Annotated in this window: 13 protein-coding genes; 10 read left to right on the top strand and 3 right to left on the bottom strand. The window is 60.1% G+C overall.

All coding sequences use genetic code 11. The annotated features are described in order from the left end of the window. Nucleotide 1 precedes the first annotated feature (1 nt). From J2S32_RS09005 to J2S32_RS08995, 3 genes are read right to left on the bottom strand one after another with little or no spacing between them, the layout of a single operon-like run. Nucleotides 2–1,621 (bottom strand): multicopper oxidase family protein, encoded by a 1,620-nt coding sequence (locus J2S32_RS09005; protein ID WP_253520409.1) that lies wholly within the window; start codon nt 1,619–1,621, stop codon nt 2–4. Between the two features lie 25 nt (nt 1,622–1,646). Further along, entirely contained in the window at nt 1,647–3,587 is a 1,941-nt protein-coding gene (locus tag J2S32_RS09000) for a cytochrome c/FTR1 family iron permease (RefSeq protein WP_253520407.1), read from the bottom strand. Then, a complete protein-coding gene (locus J2S32_RS08995; protein WP_253520405.1) occupies nt 3,584–4,246 on the bottom strand; it encodes a cation transporter in 663 nt (220 codons plus the stop codon). Before J2S32_RS08995 ends, J2S32_RS09000 begins: the two co-directional genes overlap by 4 nt. 86 nt (nt 4,247–4,332) lie before the next feature. On the opposite strand from J2S32_RS08995, the gene J2S32_RS08990 reads away from it, so the two are divergent. From J2S32_RS08990 to J2S32_RS08945, 10 genes are all read left to right on the top strand, one after another. Beyond that, a complete protein-coding gene (locus J2S32_RS08990) occupies nt 4,333–4,746 on the top strand; it encodes a MerR family transcriptional regulator (RefSeq protein WP_253520402.1) in 414 nt (137 codons plus the stop codon). A gap of 329 nt (nt 4,747–5,075) precedes the next feature. Beyond that, complete coding sequence (locus tag J2S32_RS08985) at nt 5,076–5,423, top strand: hypothetical protein (protein WP_253520400.1); 348 nt, start codon at nt 5,076–5,078, stop codon at nt 5,421–5,423. A 129-nt stretch (nt 5,424–5,552) separates the two neighbouring features. Beyond that, on the top strand, nt 5,553–6,740 hold the full coding sequence (locus J2S32_RS08980) for a TolC family protein (RefSeq protein ID WP_253520398.1): 1,188 nt from the start codon (nt 5,553–5,555) through the stop codon (nt 6,738–6,740). 11 nt (nt 6,741–6,751) lie between these two features. Continuing rightward, nucleotides 6,752–7,900 carry an efflux RND transporter periplasmic adaptor subunit gene (locus J2S32_RS08975; RefSeq protein ID WP_253520395.1) on the top strand — a complete coding sequence of 383 codons (1,149 nt, stop codon included), beginning with the start codon at nt 6,752–6,754 and terminating at the stop codon, nt 7,898–7,900. Nucleotides 7,901–7,922: 22 nt separating this feature from the next. Continuing rightward, nucleotides 7,923–11,219 (top strand): efflux RND transporter permease subunit, encoded by a 3,297-nt coding sequence (locus tag J2S32_RS08970; protein WP_253523029.1) that lies wholly within the window; start codon nt 7,923–7,925, stop codon nt 11,217–11,219. 440 nt (nt 11,220–11,659) lie between these two features. Further along, the gene (locus J2S32_RS08965; protein WP_050600441.1) at nt 11,660–12,031 is read left to right on the top strand and encodes an STAS/SEC14 domain-containing protein; all 372 of its coding nucleotides are present in this window, start codon (nt 11,660–11,662) and stop codon (nt 12,029–12,031) included. Beyond that, nucleotides 12,028–12,657: a cation diffusion facilitator family transporter gene (locus J2S32_RS08960; RefSeq protein ID WP_050600440.1), complete on the top strand. Its 630-nt coding sequence runs from the start codon at nt 12,028–12,030 to the stop codon at nt 12,655–12,657. Before J2S32_RS08965 ends, J2S32_RS08960 begins: the two co-directional genes overlap by 4 nt. Then, complete coding sequence (locus tag J2S32_RS08955; RefSeq protein ID WP_050600439.1) at nt 12,654–13,676, top strand: sodium:calcium antiporter; 1,023 nt, start codon at nt 12,654–12,656, stop codon at nt 13,674–13,676. The genes J2S32_RS08960 and J2S32_RS08955 overlap by 4 nt, the downstream gene beginning before the upstream one ends. Before the next feature lie 175 nt (nt 13,677–13,851). After that, a complete protein-coding gene (locus tag J2S32_RS08950; protein ID WP_253520393.1) occupies nt 13,852–14,739 on the top strand; it encodes a hypothetical protein in 888 nt (295 codons plus the stop codon). Beyond that, entirely contained in the window at nt 14,739–15,692 is a 954-nt protein-coding gene (locus tag J2S32_RS08945) for a cation diffusion facilitator family transporter (RefSeq protein ID WP_253520390.1), read from the top strand. Before J2S32_RS08950 ends, J2S32_RS08945 begins: the two co-directional genes overlap by 1 nt. Nucleotides 15,693–16,118 lie beyond the last annotated feature (426 nt).

Raw genomic sequence — 16,118 nt, 5'->3', positions numbered from 1 at the left:
TTCAGACTGTGACGGTGAATTGCCCCATCATTCCCGCGTCTTCGTGCTCGAGAATGTGGCAGTGGTACATGTAAGGCAAATCCGGGTCGGTGTAGTCCTCGAACCGCAAAAGGAGCCGCACGGTCTCGCCTGGATAGACGACAACCGTGTCCTTTAGCCCCTGTTCCGCCGCATCAGGCGCACGGCCGTTCCGGTCGAGGATACGGAACTGCACGTCGTGAATGTGGAACGGATGCGCCATCATCGAGGCATTCTCGACTTGCCAAATTTCGGTGGTATTGACCCGCACCGTCTCATCGATACGCTGCATGTCCATCGATTTGCCGTTGATGGTAAAATCGCCTCCACGCATCATGCGCAATCCCATGCCCATATCGAGAACGAAACGGCGCGTTCGGACGGCATCGCCAGGATCAATCCGGGGTAATGTGGCGAGCTGGCGAGGCATCGCGATCGCACGCCGGCGGCTTTCGGCCGGCCGGATGTCCAGCACGGTAAAACGGCGCCTTTCATCCATCATGCCGCCCATCATCCCACCGCGACGCTCTCGTTCCCCCATCATACCGCCACGGCCGCCTCGCTCGCCCATCATCCAGTTGCCCATCGACCTATCGGAATCGCGCATACGCCCGGAGCCCATCATGCCCCGGCCCATGTCTCCCATGCCCATGATTTCGAGGCCGTCCGCCAGCAGCGAAACTGGCTTTCCATCACTCACATCGACGATTACCTGCGCGCGTTCCCCCGGAGCGAGAACAACATTGTCGGTTGGCAGCGGCGCGGCGAGCAAACCGCCGTCGGTGCCGATCTGATGGAAGCTACGGCCATCGTCGAACCCGAAACGGTAAAAGCGTGCGTTCGAGCCATTGACCAGGCGCAGCCTCAGGCGATCGGACTTCGCTTCGAAGACGGGCTCGACGACGCCGTTGACCAGCATCGTATCGCCCATCATTCCCATCATGACATTGTGCATTCGCGTGGAGTAAATGAAGCTTCCATCGCTCGCGAACGCGCGGTCTTGAACGACCAGCGGTATATCATCGATGCCATAATCGTTGGGAAGGTCGAACGCCTCGCTCTCGCTGTCCCGGACATAAATCATTCCGGCCAGACCCTGATAGACTTGCGGCCCCGAGCGGCGGTGCGCATGCGAATGATACCAGAACATCGATGCGCGCTGGCGGACATCGAAACGCGCGGTCCAGCTGCCTCCCGGCTCGATCGGTTGATGCGGTCCGCCATCGGCGCGCGCCGGCAGATGAAAACCGTGCCAGTGGACGGTTGCCGTTTCGGACAGATCGCTCGTGACATTCATCCGCACCGTGTCGCCCGCGTACATCTCAAGCGTGGGGCCTAGATAGGATTGGTTGATACCGATGGTCGGCGTTTCGAACCCGTCAAAAAATTGCGAGACGCCGTGGCGCAGATTGAGATCGAAAACCCGCTCGCCACTATCTCGTTCGCCTGAATAAAGAGGAGGAATGAGAAGTTTCGAGTGCGCGGTTACCGAAGCAAGCGCCGTATTCCGGTCTGTCAACAGGTCGCGCCGGGCATACGCGGCTATTCCCAGTGCACCTGCGCCAAGCACTGCACCGCCCAGAATAGAACGTCTGTCGATCATAATGCTTCCCTTGCCCGGAGCGTCGTCAACCGGTTTCGGCCTGCGGCGCCCGGGCTTGCATGCCTTTCATTCTGTTGCGCCAATAACCCAGCGCGATGAGCGCGAGCGTGAGAATTTGCGCCGCCACTGGCTCAAGTGCCGGTGCGATGCCCAGAATCGGCATGCGGGGCAGATTCGGAAGCGGAGTGATGCCCAACAATCCGGCTTCCTGGAGCCCCGAAATACCCTTCCCGGCCAGAACGACGGCAAGAATGCCGATCAGAACCGAACTATACGCGAAGAATGTTCCAATTGGCAGTCGGCGGCTGTAGCGAAGCATCGCCCACGCAATCAGCGCTAGCAAGACGATTGCGGCGGCAGCGCCAGCAAGAATCGCGTCGGTATGGCCCTGACTCCAGAGCGCTGCGAAGAACAGGATCGTCTCGAAGACTTCCCGGTAAACCACGAGGAAGGCCAGCCCGAACAGAAACCATGCGGATCTGCGCGAGAGAGCGTGCTGCATGGTTTTCCGGATATAGCGTTGCCATTCGCCGGCCTGCGACTTGCCGTGCATCCATATGCCGACCGACAGCAGGACGAGAGCGGCAAAAAGCGATCCGAACCCCTCCACCAGCTCGCGGCCCGCACCACTCACTCCGATCAGGTAGGTCGCTGCCACCCACGTCAGGGCTCCGGCCCCAAGAGCGGAGAGCCATCCGCCATGGACGAAGGGCAGAACTTCCGTTCTCTTGGCCTTGCGCAGGAACGCGATCATCGCAATCACGATCAGCAAAGCCTCTAGCCCTTCGCGCAACAGGATCGCAAAAGCTCCCAAAAAAGCCGACGCTTCGCTGGCATTGGCCGGGGCGAGCACCGTCTCGGCCCGGTAGAAAAGAACGTCGAGCGCATTCACCTTCTCGGCGACGTCGGCCACCGGATCACCGCGGCTGATTGCCGCTCGAAGCTCGGCCATGCCGATTTCGACCGATGCGAGGAGATCGGCATCGCGCGTGCTTAAAACGGCCTCCAGCGGTTCGAAGCCATCGAGATAGGCCGAGAGTGCAAGTTCGCGCGCCTCGGTTTTATTACCCGCTTCGTAAGCGGCAAGACTTTGCTGCAATCGTTCGCGCGCGAGAGCGAGTGAGCCGGTCGTATCGCTCGCCACGGCTTCAGGATGAACCCTCAAATAGGCCATGACGGCATCGGCCCGCTCGGTGCCGATCGCCTCGCCGAGGGCTGCCGGTGTGAGACCGGATAGAGCAGCGAGATCGGGAATGCGTGCCCGGATCGCCGGTTCGTCATTCCAGATACGCCTTCCCCGCTCTACCTCCGGAAATGCAATCGACCCAGAATAATAAGCAAGGCTCCAACGATCTTCCGCCGGGAGATCGGAAAAGCCCGGCATGGCGGTTCCCTCGAGACCTTGTCCAATGACCTGATAGAGCGCGAAAGCGCTCCTCTCGCGGGCTCGGGCGACGTCGTCAAAAGCGATTGGCGGGGGATCGAGTCCCTCTGCGGCGGGGCCGGCGCCGTCTCCGCTTACCCCATGACAGCTTGCGCAGCTCTGGACGTACAGCGCGGCGCCTCGCGCAAGGTCGGGTACCGCGTCCGGGGCCAGCGGAACGGGAAAGGCCGCGATCAGCTCGCTTGCCAACCTGCGCGCGTCTCGTGCGACGACAGCAGGCTCCACTTTCGCCGAGATTGACTCGACGAGAGCCTCTGCCTCCGCAACCAGCTGTGCACGTTGCGCATTTGCGGGTAGCGCCGCCATGCGTTCGACTACCGAAGCAGAAAATTCCTGCATTTCGGCATACTCTAGCTCGTTCGTGACTTCACCGCCGCTAACGGCTTCGGTGTAATCCACGGCGATGTAATCGAGCAGGCGCCAACTCGTTTGGACTTCGTCGTGCGTGCCTGCAGAAGCGGGCATTGCGACTGCGATCGACAAGAAAGCGATCAATTGGACCGCAAAAGCACGTAGCGTCATTTGGAGGCGGCCTTTCCGAGAGCCGGAGCATGTTGCGCGCGAAGTTCTTCGGTCGCGCGTTTTACAATGAGGTAAGCCGAATGCAGGAAGATCAGGGCGATCACCGCTGCGACCAGCAGATCGGGCCAGGCTTGCCCGGTCCAGGCGACCAGGGCAGCAGCGATGATCACTCCGACATTGGCGATCGCGTCATTGCGGCTGAACAGCCAGATCGCGGATACATGTGCGTCGCCTTCGCGAAACCGCATCAGCACAAGCGCCGCCGCGATGTTGACTATCAAGGCTGCGACGGCGATCCCGCCCATCAAGCCGGCTTCCGGCGCGACCGCGTTAAGCGAGCGCCAGACTGCGAGACCGATCACTCCAAGACCCAGCACGCCGAGAAACAGGCCCTGTGTCAGCGCGACCCGTGCGCGTGTGCGGGCGGTCCATGCAAGCGCGAGGATGCCGATCAGCGTGATCGATCCATCGCCAATGAAGTCGAGAGCGTCGGCCTTGAGCGCCTGGCTGTCCGCCAGAAACCCGCCGAAGGCCTCGACAACACCGAACCCCAGATTGAGTATGACGACTATCCAAAGGGCGCGGCGATAGGCCGGGTCTGTACTCGCTCGTTGCGTATCACCTGTGCAACCGCAGTCCGATGTTTCGTTTTCCAACATACCACTATAGGTAGCACCTCTAGTAACTGTAGAGGCAAGTCAAAATTGCGAATGATTCGCGATTTTAGAACTGAAGGAGTGATTTCATGCTGATCGGAGGTATTGCGAAAGCCACGGGCACGAAGGTCAATACGATCAGGTTCTACGAAGAGATCGGACTTATGCCCGAAGCTGCGCGTACAGCAGCGGGCCAGCGTACCTATACGGAGAGCGAGGTGAAGCGGCTTTCCTTCATTCGGCGTGCCCGCAAATTGGGGTTCTCGATCGACGAAACGCGCTCTCTTCTGGGGCTAAAGGCAACGCCCAACGAGAGCTGCAGCAAGGCAGGCGACATCGCTTCTCGGCACCTTCGGGCCGTGGAAGAACGCATAAGTCAGCTACAAGCGCTTCGTTCCGAGTTGCAACGTGTGGTGGTTGCCTGCACTGGCGGCGAGGTGTCGGACTGCAAAATTATCGAAGCGCTTTCTCGAAACCCAGCTGGCATTTCTGCCAGTCGCTGATGCGAGGGCCTTTACGGTACTATGGGCACCGCACCCTGGCAGTGAAAAAGCGCTTGCACCTCCAGTCGCTGGAGGCGTTATCATCGTGATAATCCAGGTTCTGATGTCGTGATCTAGGATTGGATGGCTGATTATGACGGAACTTGGGTGGCTTGAATAGTAATTAGCTCTCGCCTTATAATAAGGCTGTATCTATTCCATGGAATTCGGTCGAAAAGTAAACTACTCGAGCAATATTCAATGCCGGGACGCTCCGTGACAATATCACATTACAGCAACCGAAAAGATTTTTGTTTCAACTTTCGTTTCATCTTGTTAGGGGCCACCCGATGTTCGATCTGAACGCCTTGATTCCCGTCAGGATTGTAGCCGCACTTTTGGCGGTCGCAGCGCTGATGGCGTCTCCGGCGGTCGAAGCCGCGCAATGTGCGGACGAGCTGTCAGAGATAGCCTATTCGGTCCAGATGCTCGACATTGACGCGGACGAGAGCCCGCAAAACGATGGCCCGGAGCAGCAGGAATGCGCCCACGGGCATTGCCATCACGTCGCCGCGGCACTGAAATCGAAGCTATTAAACGACATGCCCGACCGGCCTAGCATCGCGATTGGATCGCATATGGCCGAAGAATTAGTCGGCGACGCGACTAATTTACCCAAACGCCCTCCTCGCTCCTGACGACCTTCACTGCGCTGCTTGACGCAGCGCATCTCGAATCGTCAGCAGAGAGAGTTTTGAAAAATGCCAGCCATCAAATGGCGAGGGGCCCTGACTGTAGGGCTAACCCTCGCCGCAATTGCCACGCCTGTGGCAGCGCAGGAGCGCGAGCTTCTGACGCTCGACGAGGCGTTGGGCCGGACAGGCGTGGTCGCCGAACCCGCTAGCACCGAGTTAAACCCGCGCATCGTCGGCCCTCGAGCGGAAGCCGAGGCGGCGCAGGCTCTAGTCGGACAGGCGCGGTTGCGGCCCAACCCTGAAATATCGCTCGAGGTCGAGAACATCGCCGGAAGTGGGGCCTTCTCCGGGCTAAGCGCCACCGAATATACGCTTGCTGTCGGACAGCGGCTCGAACTTGGGGGCAAACGCGGCACACGCGTGGAGGCTGCCCGGGCGCAGGCACAGCTGGCCGATCTGCGGGCTGACCTTGCGGGGGCCGAACTCGGATTTCTTGTCCGTGAACGCTACGTAGCAGCGGCTGCAGCAGCCTCGCGCGTCGAACTGGCCCTCGATGTGGTTGAGCGAAACGAAGAGCTCGCCCGCATTGCCGGTCTCCTCGTAGAAGTCGGGCGCGAGCCCCCTCTTCGTGCGCTACGGGCCGAAGCGGCCTTGGCGGAAGCGCAAGCCGAACTTCAGGCCGCCGAAGCGACAAGTCTTGCAGCCCGAACGGCCCTCGCCTCGCTATGGGGCGATCAGGGGACGCCGCCGCTTGTTCCGAGCAGGTTCCCCGGGATCGAACCGCCCGGTGCTGTAATGGCGACAGCAAGCGGTCTGCAATTGCGAGTGGCGCGTGCGGAAAGCACCGCCGCCGCCGCCGAGATCGATCGTGAGCGCAGCCTGCGCATTCCGGACCCGATCATTTCAGCCGGCGTGCGGCGCTTCGAGGAAAGCAATGACAATGCCTTCCTTGTCGGCGTGTCGATCCCGCTACCGTTTAGCAATCGCAACCAGGGCAATATCGCTGCTGCCGAGGCAAGACTGCGCGCCGCCAATGCTCGCGAGGCTGTAGCGTTGGCCGATTTCGAGCAAGCCGTGACGCGCGCACGATCACAATATCTTGCCGCCGAAGCGCGCGTCGAGACCCTTTCAACGACATCTCTCCCCCAGGCCGACGAAGCCCTGCGGCTCGTCCGCATCGGCTATCGCAATGGCCGCTTTCCGCTGATCGAAGTGCTGAGTGCAGCCGAGGCGCGCGACGGCATTCGTGAGGCGCTGATTGCCGCGCAGCAAGACCGGGGACAGGCAGCCGCCGAACTGATCAGGCTGGCAGCACAATGAGGAATATTTCAATGAACCGCAAAAGACTGGCGATTATCGCCGGAATTGTCATACTCGTTTCGGCCCTGATGCTGATGTTCTGGCCCGACAGCCAAGTTGACACGCACGCGGACGAAGAGGTCGCAGAGACAGAACTGCCCGAGGGGCTCGTGCTGATCGAGCAAGAGCAGATCCGCACCGCCGAGATCGAGGTCGCAGCCGTGCAGACGGGTGCCGCCGTCGAACTCGTATTTCCTGCTACGGTTGCGGCAAGTCCGACCGCCAGCGCACGCATCGATGCACGGGCTTCCGGTGTCGTGCGCAGCGTTGGCAAGACGCTTGGCGACTATGTCCGCCAGGGCGAGACCGTTGCTCGGATCGAAAGCGCCGATGCGGCGGCACTCGCTTCTCAGCTTAGTGCCGCTCGCGCCCGCGTAACCGAGCTTTCAGCGGCCTATGACCGCGAGCGCCGGCTATTCGAAGCCAATGTGACAGCGCGCCAGGATCTCGAAGCGGCGCGCGCCAACCTGGACGTCGCGCGTTCCGAACTGAACCGGTCGCAGGCTGCTGTCGCGGCAGCAGGTGTGAGCGGCGATGGGCGCTCGCTCGCTGTCACAAGCCCGCTTTCGGGCCGTGTGACCGCAGCCCCGATTGTGCTCGGTTCTTTCGTCGATGCCGGCGAGGAGCTTTACAGCATCGTCAATCCCAGCGGCTTGCAGATCGAGGTTGCGCTGCCTTCCGAAGATGCTTCACGCATCCAGCCTGGCGACGAGGCTGCGTTGATCGTCGGTGATGGAAGGGAGATCGGCGCTCGCGTCCGGTCAGTAACGCCCTCGCTCGATGCCGAAAGCCGCAGCGCCACAGCGGTTCTTACCTTGACGCGCGCCGTTCCCGGTCTGCAGCCCGGGTCCTTTCTCCAGGCGCGCATTCGCCCTTCGGGCGAAGTCGACCAGAACCGCATCGCCGTCCCCGAGGAGGCTGTGCAGGTGCTCGAAGGACGCGATGTCGTCTTCGTGCGGACACGGCGCGGATTTCAGGCTCGTGAGGTCGAGACCGGTAGCCGGTCTGCCGGAATGGTTACGATCCTCTCCGGGCTCGAGCCCGGTCAGCGGATCGCGACTGCCAATGCTTTCCTGTTGAAGTCCGAGCTCGAAAAGGAGGGCGCAGAACATGGCCATTGATCAAACCACGGCATCTTCTCCTATGTCTTCGGACGAAGGTAGCCACCGTCACGGCCCGATCGGTGTCATCCTGGATATCGCCGTTCGGTTTCGCTGGGCGATCATCGTCCTGACCGTCTTCGCGGCGATCTACGGCGCGTTCAATCTGGTGCGCCTGCCGATCGACGCGGTTCCCGACATCACCAACACGCAGGTCCAGATCAATACCAGCGCTGCTGCGCTCTCACCTTCGCAGGTCGAGACGCAGGTGACCTTCCCCATCGAAACCGGACTTGCCGGGATCGAAGGCCTGGAAATGACCCGCTCGATTTCGCGCAACGGCTTCAGCCAGGTTACCGCGATCTTCGAGGAGGGAACCGACCTCTACTTCGCCCGGCAGCAGGTCAATGAGCGGCTCGCGCCAATCGGTGCGTCGCTGCCCGAGGGCGCAGAGCCCACGATGGGGCCGATCTCCACCGGTCTCGGCGAAGTGCTGATGTATACCATCGAATACGAATATCCCGGAGGTCGAGGCGCTTCGACCGGTGGGCGGACAGGCTGGCAGTCCGATGGCAGCTTCATCACCGAACGCGGCGACCGGCTCGAGAGCGAGGTTGCCAAAGCGGCGTATCTTCGCACCGTGCAGGACTGGGTGGTCGCGCCGCTGATGCGCTCGATCGATGGTGTGGCCGGCGTGGATTCGATCGGCGGGTTCGAAAAGCAGTTCTTGGTCCAGCCCGATCCCGCTCGCTTGACCGGCTATGGCCTGTCGTTCGATTCATTGATCGATGCGCTCGAGGCCGCCAACCTCGCGGCCGGTGCCAACTTCGTGGACCGTGCCGATGAAGCGCTGCTCGTCCGCGTCGATGCGAGGCTGGGCAGCATTGCCGACATCGAAGAAGCTGTCATTGCGACCCGCGAGGGCGTGCCCATCCGCATCGGCGATGTGGCCGATGTCGAGATCGGAGGCGACCTGCGTACCGGGGCCGCTTCGCTCAATGGCGAAGAGGCCGTGGTCGGCACGGTGCTGATGCGGGCAGGCGAGAACAGCCGGACCGTTGCGGCTGGTGCTGCCGAGAGACTTGAAGAGGTCCGCGCATCGCTTCCGGACGGAGTTGTCGCTGAGATTGTCTACAATCGTTCCTCACTAGTCGATGCGACGATCTCCACCGTCGAAAAGAATCTGCTCGAAGGCGCATTGCTCGTGATCGCCGTCCTGTTCCTCTTGCTCGGCAATATCCGCGCCGCCATAATCACCGCACTGGTCATTCCCGTTTCGATGCTGATGGCAGCGGTGGGGATGAACCGGCTTGGTGTCTCAGGTAATCTGATGAGCCTGGGCGCGCTCGACTTCGGGCTGATCGTCGATGGTGCGGTCATCATTGTCGAGAACAGCGTCGCCCGGCTTGCGGCCCGGCAACATCGCGAAGGACGCTTGCTTACCTTGGGTGAGCGGCTGACCGAAACGCGTCTCGCAGCGCAGGAAATGATCAAACCGACCGTCTACGGTCAGGCGATTATCTTCCTCGTCTTCGCGCCGCTGCTGACCTTTACCGGGGTCGAGGGCAAGACGTTCTCGCCCATGGCGATCACGATGATGCTCGCGCTGGCTTCGGCCTTCGTTCTTTCATTGACCTTCGTGCCAGCGATGATTGCGGTCCTGCTCAACAAGAAGCTGACCGAAAAGGAGGTGAAGCCCATTCGCTGGGCCAAAGAGCGCTACGGTCCCGCCGTGCGCAAGGTCATTGCGCGGCCCTGGCCGATGATTGGTGCCGGGGTTGGTCTCTTCACAGTAGCGGTTTTTGTGTTCGGCTTTCTGGGCAGCGAGTTCACCCCGCAGCTCGATGAACGCGACATCGCGGTGCAATCCTTGCGCATCCCCTCGACATCGCTCGAACGCTCGCTGGCGATGCAGCGGCGGGTCGAAGACCGGCTCGAAGAGTTTCCCCAAGTTGATCTTGTGTTCTCACGGACGGGCACGGCCGAAGTCGCCAGCGATCCAATGCCCCCCAATGCTTCGGACGCTTATGTCATCCTGAAGCCTCGCGACGAATGGCCCGATCCCGATTTGCCGAAAGATGAGCTTGTTGGTGAAATGGAAAGCGCGCTCGGAGGCCTCATCGGCAATCTCTACGAGTTCAGCCAGCCTATCGAGCTGCGCTTCAACGAGCTGATCGCCGGTGTGCGCGGCGATGTCGCGGTCAAGCTCTACGGCGATGACCTCACTGCGCTCACCGAAGCTGCGGGCGAGGTCGCGGGCGTGCTTGGAGGTGTCGAAGGCGCCGCGGACGTGAAGGTGCAGCAGGTGACCGGCTTTCCTACGCTGGACATCGCCTTCGATCGCCCGACCATCGCGCGCTATGGTCTGACCGTCGAGGAAGTGGCACAGTCGGTTGCTATCGCGCTCGGCGGGCGGCCAGCAGGACTGGTGTTCGAGGGCGATCGCCGATTCGATGTTGTCGTGCGCCTCGAGGATGCTACGCGCGACGATTTCGACCAGCTCGGCGCGCTCCCGATCGTGCTTGAAAACGGGGTCACCGTTCCTTTGCGGACATTGGCCGATTTTCAGGTCGTCGATGGCCTTGCCGAGGTTCGGCGAGAGCAGGGCCGAAGGCTTGTGATCGTCTCGGCCAACGTACGCGAGCGCGATCTCGGCTCCTTTGTTGAGGAAGCGCAGGAAAGGGTTTCGACCGGCGTCGATATGCCGCCGGCCTCCTTCATCGAATGGGGCGGACAGTATCAGAACCTGCAGGAAGCGCAGGCGCGGCTCACCATCGTCGTCCCGATTGCCTTCGCTCTGGTTCTCCTCTTGCTGTTCATGGCTTTGGGTGGATGGGTTCCAGCGCTTGCCGTGTTCAGTGCCATTCCCATGGCCTTGGCTGGCGGGGTGTTCGCTCTGGCGCTGCGAGGCTTGCCATTCTCGGTGTCGGCAGCGGTCGGCTTTATCGCGCTTTCCGGCGTGGCGGTGCTCAACGGTCTCGTCATGATGACCGCGATCCGGCAGCGACTCGACAGCGGGATGTCACTGGATGAGGCGATTGCCGATGGCGCGCTGGCGCGACTGCGACCGGTGCTCATGACCGCGTTGGTGGCGTCGCTGGGTTTTGTGCCGATGGCGATTGCCACAGGAACAGGTGCTGAGGTGCAACGTCCCTTGGCTACGGTGGTTATCGGCGGGCTGATCACAGCCACTGCGCTCACGCTGTTCGTTTTGCCAGCGATCGCTCGCCTGGTACTCGATGATGGCAAGGAGAAGCGAAGTTGGCGCCAAAGATGGTGGGACCGCCTGCGTCGCAACGTCACGCCTGAGGAACGTAAAGAACTTCGGGATGTTACTTGAAGGGGAGGGCTTATTGAAGTTAGCTAGGTCAATTTGTCTGCCTCAGATCGCTTCGGGACTGACAAGTCTCGAAGCGATCCGGTATCGGACTCAATTGCGGGCGCGCGGAGCCTCGGCAGAACGCCCGGCTGCGATACGGGCACGGCGTGGGTGTTTTTCGCCGATGGCTTCTATGCAGAGGTGCAACCTTCGGACGGTGATCTGTCCGCTGTCGGCATCTGGCGCGATGAGGGTGAGGCCATCGCATATACCATGACCATAAGCCCTTCGAACGGCATGCGCGGCCAATGCAAGTGCGCCATCTTACGATCGAAGATTGTAGCCCGGGACGGCCCTTCACCTGCAACTATCGAGGTTTCGAGCGCATCTTTTACCGCTGTCCAGAGGACGCGCCAAAGCCGCTCGACGGTCGCGCGGAACATTCAAGAGGAGAAATCGCCATGCTCACCGCAATCGAAGATAACGGTCTGTTGCTCATCAGGGCGGACGGAACGCTTTCCGATAGCGACTATGACCGCTTCGTTCCGTTTTTCGAGCGCGTCGCGGCGCGAGTTCCTGGGACGGTTCCGATGCTTATCGAACTTGCTCCCGACTTTTCTGGCTGGGATATGGGCGGTCTCTGGCGCGACCTGAAATTCGATGCGAAGCACAAGGACAGCTTCGGCCGGATCGCGATGGTCGGCGATAGTAGTTGGGAAGAGTGGGGCACCAAGCTTTTCGATCCGCTATTCCGCGCGGAGATGAGGTTTTTCACACCTGTCGAGCGGGTTGCCGCCGAAAGCTGGGCGAGAGACGGAAGGAATGCGTCATGAGCGGCGAAGGCGAACTCAACCTCGATTCGGCCGAAAAGCGCCGCACTCTCTGGATCGTTTTCTGGCTCAATGTGGCGATTGCGATAGGGTTTTTCATCACCGGGGTAATCGGCGATTCCAACGCGCTGATTGCCAATGGGCTCGACAATTCGTCGGACGCGATTGTCTATGCATTGAGCCTGCTTGCGCTCACCCGCTCCCGGGTCTGGAAGCGCGGAGCCGCGCGTTTTTCCGGGGTCATGCTGCTTGTGTTCGCAGGCGGTGTGATTCTCGATGCCATCCGGCGCTTCATGGAGGGTTCGGATCCGATCGGCGGCGTCATGATGGTGATGGCGCTGGTTGCCGGTGCGGTGAACCTCTGGTGCCTTTACCTGCTGAAACGTTTGCAGAATAAGGATGTCAATTTACGTGCAGCCACCACGTTCAGTTTGAATGATTTCGTTTCGAACGGCGGGATTATCATAGCGGGTATCGTAGTGTTTTTCACCGGATCGAATTGGCCCGATCTCGTCGTCGGGATCGGTGTGGCCTGCATAGCGATCTACGGCGGCATCGAGATCCTGCGCGATGCGCATATGGACATCCATGAGGAAGAGGGCACAGAGCACGAGGGCTGGCGCAAGTGATCGCGGTCTGGGCAGCGGTTCTCCTCGCCGCCGTCTGGGCCGCTCATTGGGGCGCGGAACGCCTGTCCGCACCGCTCAAGAAATTACGCAAGCAATGGGGGTTCTCCGTCGCGGCGGGGGGCTCCTTTTTAGGTCTAGCCGCCGCTTCGCCAGAGATGGGCATCAATGTGACGAGCGCTGCTCGTGATGTGTCCGATATCGGCCTTGGCGCCATGCTGGGTTCGACCGTTCTGGTGATTCCGGTGATCGTGACGACCGCTTATCTGGCGACCCGTAAAGGGGCCCTTGAAGGTGCTGACAAGGAGCACAAGAAGCATCGTCGTGATCATTACGTCGCGGTCGATAAGGGGGCTCTTACCGTCCAGGCGCTGCCTTACCTGGCGATCCTCGCGGTCTTCGCTCTACTGACGCTTCCCGCCCCTTGGCGCGGGTTGCAGCCGATCGATGGATGGCTGCTGCTGATCGCGTATCTCGCCTATCTCCTTCAGGCTCTCGTTCGGGGCCGAGAGAAGGGAGAGGAGGTAGAGTGGAGTCTAAAGGAGAAATGGATGGCCATAGCGGGCGTCGGCGCCCTGGCGGTCGGGGCCTACTTCACCGTATTCTCGACCGAAAGGATCGTGAGCGCACTCGGCATCCCGAATATCGTCGGCGGTCTTTTCATCACTGCCGCCGTCGCATCGCTGCCCGAGGTGTTCACGACCTGGAGCGTCGCGCGCTCCGGTCAGGTGACCTCCGCCAGCACAAGCGTGATCGGCGACCATGTCGTGACCATGACGCTCGCCTTCATCCCGCTCACCATCATCGGAACGCCGATCGAGAATTTTCAACTCTTCTGGGTCAGTCTCGCGTTCGTCGTGCTGATGGCCGCGCTATACGCTCTCTTTCTTTCGTTGGGAGACGAAGAGAAAAGAGGCTTTGGTCGATGGCACATCTTCGCGTTCTGGGCAGCCAATGCGGCTTTTATTGCCGTAATATTCCTGTGGGTGAAGCCTTTGCAAGTCTCCGGAGGAGCCGGATGAGCAATGACAACCGAGATCAGGGTGAACGGAGCGGCCATAGCCACCGCGAAGAGGATCATGACGATCAGCCCTTGCTTATGAGGACATCTCCCCGAAAAGATTTTGATGGAGATTTGCCTGTCGCGCGGAAGAAAGTCGCAGACGAACTTCCGGCGGTACGGGGTTTGAAAAGCTAATGAGCCTTTTCGACACTATCTTTGAGACACAAAGCCGATCGCATGTTTTGCTTCTTGCGATATTCGCAAGCACCGGCTTGGTCGTAGGGACGTTGTGGGTCGAACGTGTGGGGGCGGGATTGCGCCGGTCCGATCTGTTGTATCCTGCTGCTGCGGGCGTTCTGTTTGCGACCGCTGCGCTAGCGGTTACGCCGTTCGTCCAATCGGCAGTCGACAGCTGGGCCATCCCTGTGCTCTTTTTGCTCGGTGGAGGAGCCTATGTTCTTCTGTGCAAGGCAGCCGGCTATCTCAGAGGCCGTTTCGCGGACGGCAAAAGAAAGCAGCATGATCATGACGAGGATTTGTCCAATGTTGCTGCATCGTCGATCATCTCAATCGTCGATCTGATCGGCTATGGTTTGGTGCTCGGTATTACAGCAGCCGCTTCCGTGACTTTGGCAATAGTCACGGCGGCGGGGTTAGCCACGGCGAATATCTTGGTCAGTCGCCAGATTGGCTCCAGGTTCATAGCCGCTAGCTCAAGCCGAATGGACCGCATCGCGCTACACGTCGGTCTCGCTCTGGCCTTCATCGGTTCTACGCTGTTGGCATTCTGGATGGTACACAGTGTCGATAGTTTCGGGCTGCTTTGGCTCCTCACCGTCCTTGCAGGGTTACTCCTGGCTGCGGCGGTAAGAGCTTTGCTTCTTCATCAAGCGGCACACACAGCGGGGCACTTCAAATCGCTTCTTGCTTTTCTCGTCGGGTTCGCCCTTCTCGCACTCATTTTCGCCGGGCTTGATGAATTATCAGACGCGGTGGATCTTCCGAATTCGGGTTTGGAGCATCCCGCAGAGCGACCGGCAGTCGCGTTTAGCATTGAACCCCTCACAATGGGACGCGAGTAATGGAGCATTCCCACGGTCACGCCGGACATAGTCACGGCGAAGAAAATCTCAGCGATCGCCAGCTGATCTTTGCAGTGGCGATCAACGTCTTGCTTACAGTTGCACAAATCATTGGCGGGATCGTCTCAGGGTCGCTCGCGCTCATAGCCGACGCCTTGCACAATTTCAGCGATGCGGCTTCGCTTGGCTTGGCCTGGTTCGCGCGCAAAATCGGGCGGCGACCCGCCGACAAACTTTTGACCTTCGGTTATGCGCAAGGCGAAGTCGTCGCCGCACTCATCAACCTCACGACCCTGCTTATCATCGGCTTCTACCTGCTGGTGGAGGCAATCAACCGGTTCGCCGATCCCCAACCGGTCGAGGGATGGACCGTCATAGGCGTGGCGGGCATAGCGCTGGTCATCGATCTGGTGACTGCCTTCATCGTCTATCGCGGTTCGCATGACAGCATCAACATGAAGGCGGCCTTTCTGCACAACGTCTCCGATGCTCTCGCGTCGGTCGGTGTGATCGTCGCTGGCGCGCTGATCCTGCTATACGATCTCTACATCGCGGATCTGATCATCACCCTGATCATCGCCGGTTATGTCATCTGGCAGGGGGTGACCCTGATGCCGCGGACAGTCCGGCTCTTGATGGGCGCGGTTCCCGACGAGCTGGAGTTTGATCGGATCGTTTCGGCACTCGAAAATTTGGATGGGATCGACGGAGTACATCATGTTCATGTTTGGTCGATCGGCGAGCATCACCGGGCGCTGGAAACGCATGTAACCCCTGAAGGCGCTTCACTTGAGCAATTCGAGAAAGTGAAGGCCCGGGCAAGATCGATGTTGAAAGAAGAGTTTCAGATCGAGCACGCCACATTCGAAGCGTGCCTTGAAATGGACTGCGAACCCGATCTTGTTCCTGCGCACCGAACTGCGCATCCGCATGAAGAGAGTGGAAACGATTAGCGCTAGAGCCGTATGCGCATGTCGATGGCAGCTGTAGCTCACGGCAATTGCTGAAATACCAAAAATCCGATCCCGCAAGATTCAGCTGCTAGGTATGGGTGTGTGTGATTGTTGAACAATCCTACAGCAGACCTCGACGACTTTCGGCCTTGCCATCGGCTCGGCAACACGGAGGACCAACGCTACTCGAGGTTCAAATGTATTGCGGTTGCCCCGGAGCAAAGAGACTTAGCCGGCCGCCAGACCTGCTCTTCGAAGCTCAGGCGGCGCGCGCGCATCCTTGCCTCCTAGGTGTTGCAAAACCTAGCACGTTGCGCCGCACGACTACCCGCATTAGCGCCATCGACAAATCTTGCTCAAATTGCGCTTTTGCTCTTGCGAGGCACTCGCAATAAAGATAGTGGCGGGCTCCACAATCAAAAACAG

This window comes from Qipengyuania citrea (assembly GCF_024171405.1).
Taxonomy (GTDB): Bacteria; Pseudomonadota; Alphaproteobacteria; order Sphingomonadales; family Sphingomonadaceae; genus Qipengyuania; species Qipengyuania profunda.
The sequence above is the reverse complement of the archived record's forward strand: the minus strand, read 5'-3'. Positions and strand labels throughout refer to the sequence as shown.

Excerpts from the sequence above, each read along its gene's own strand:
- J2S32_RS09005 (WP_253520409.1), bottom strand. The coding sequence starts at position 1,621 with ATGATCGACAGACGTTCTATTCTGGGCGGTGCAGTGCTTGGCGCAGGT.
- J2S32_RS09000 (WP_253520407.1), bottom strand. The coding sequence starts at position 3,587 with ATGACGCTACGTGCTTTTGCGGTCCAATTGATCGCTTTCTTGTCGATC.
- J2S32_RS08995 (WP_253520405.1), bottom strand. The coding sequence starts at position 4,246 with ATGTTGGAAAACGAAACATCGGACTGCGGTTGCACAGGTGATACGCAA.
- J2S32_RS08990 (WP_253520402.1), top strand. The coding sequence starts at position 4,333 with ATGCTGATCGGAGGTATTGCGAAAGCCACGGGCACGAAGGTCAATACG.
- J2S32_RS08985 (WP_253520400.1), top strand. The coding sequence starts at position 5,076 with ATGTTCGATCTGAACGCCTTGATTCCCGTCAGGATTGTAGCCGCACTT.
- J2S32_RS08975 (WP_253520395.1), top strand. The coding sequence starts at position 6,752 with ATGAACCGCAAAAGACTGGCGATTATCGCCGGAATTGTCATACTCGTT.
- J2S32_RS08970 (WP_253523029.1), top strand. The coding sequence starts at position 7,923 with ATGTCTTCGGACGAAGGTAGCCACCGTCACGGCCCGATCGGTGTCATC.
- J2S32_RS08965 (WP_050600441.1), top strand. The coding sequence starts at position 11,660 with ATGCTCACCGCAATCGAAGATAACGGTCTGTTGCTCATCAGGGCGGAC.
- J2S32_RS08960 (WP_050600440.1), top strand. The coding sequence starts at position 12,028 with ATGAGCGGCGAAGGCGAACTCAACCTCGATTCGGCCGAAAAGCGCCGC.
- J2S32_RS08950 (WP_253520393.1), top strand. The coding sequence starts at position 13,852 with ATGAGCCTTTTCGACACTATCTTTGAGACACAAAGCCGATCGCATGTT.
- J2S32_RS08945 (WP_253520390.1), top strand. The coding sequence starts at position 14,739 with ATGGAGCATTCCCACGGTCACGCCGGACATAGTCACGGCGAAGAAAAT.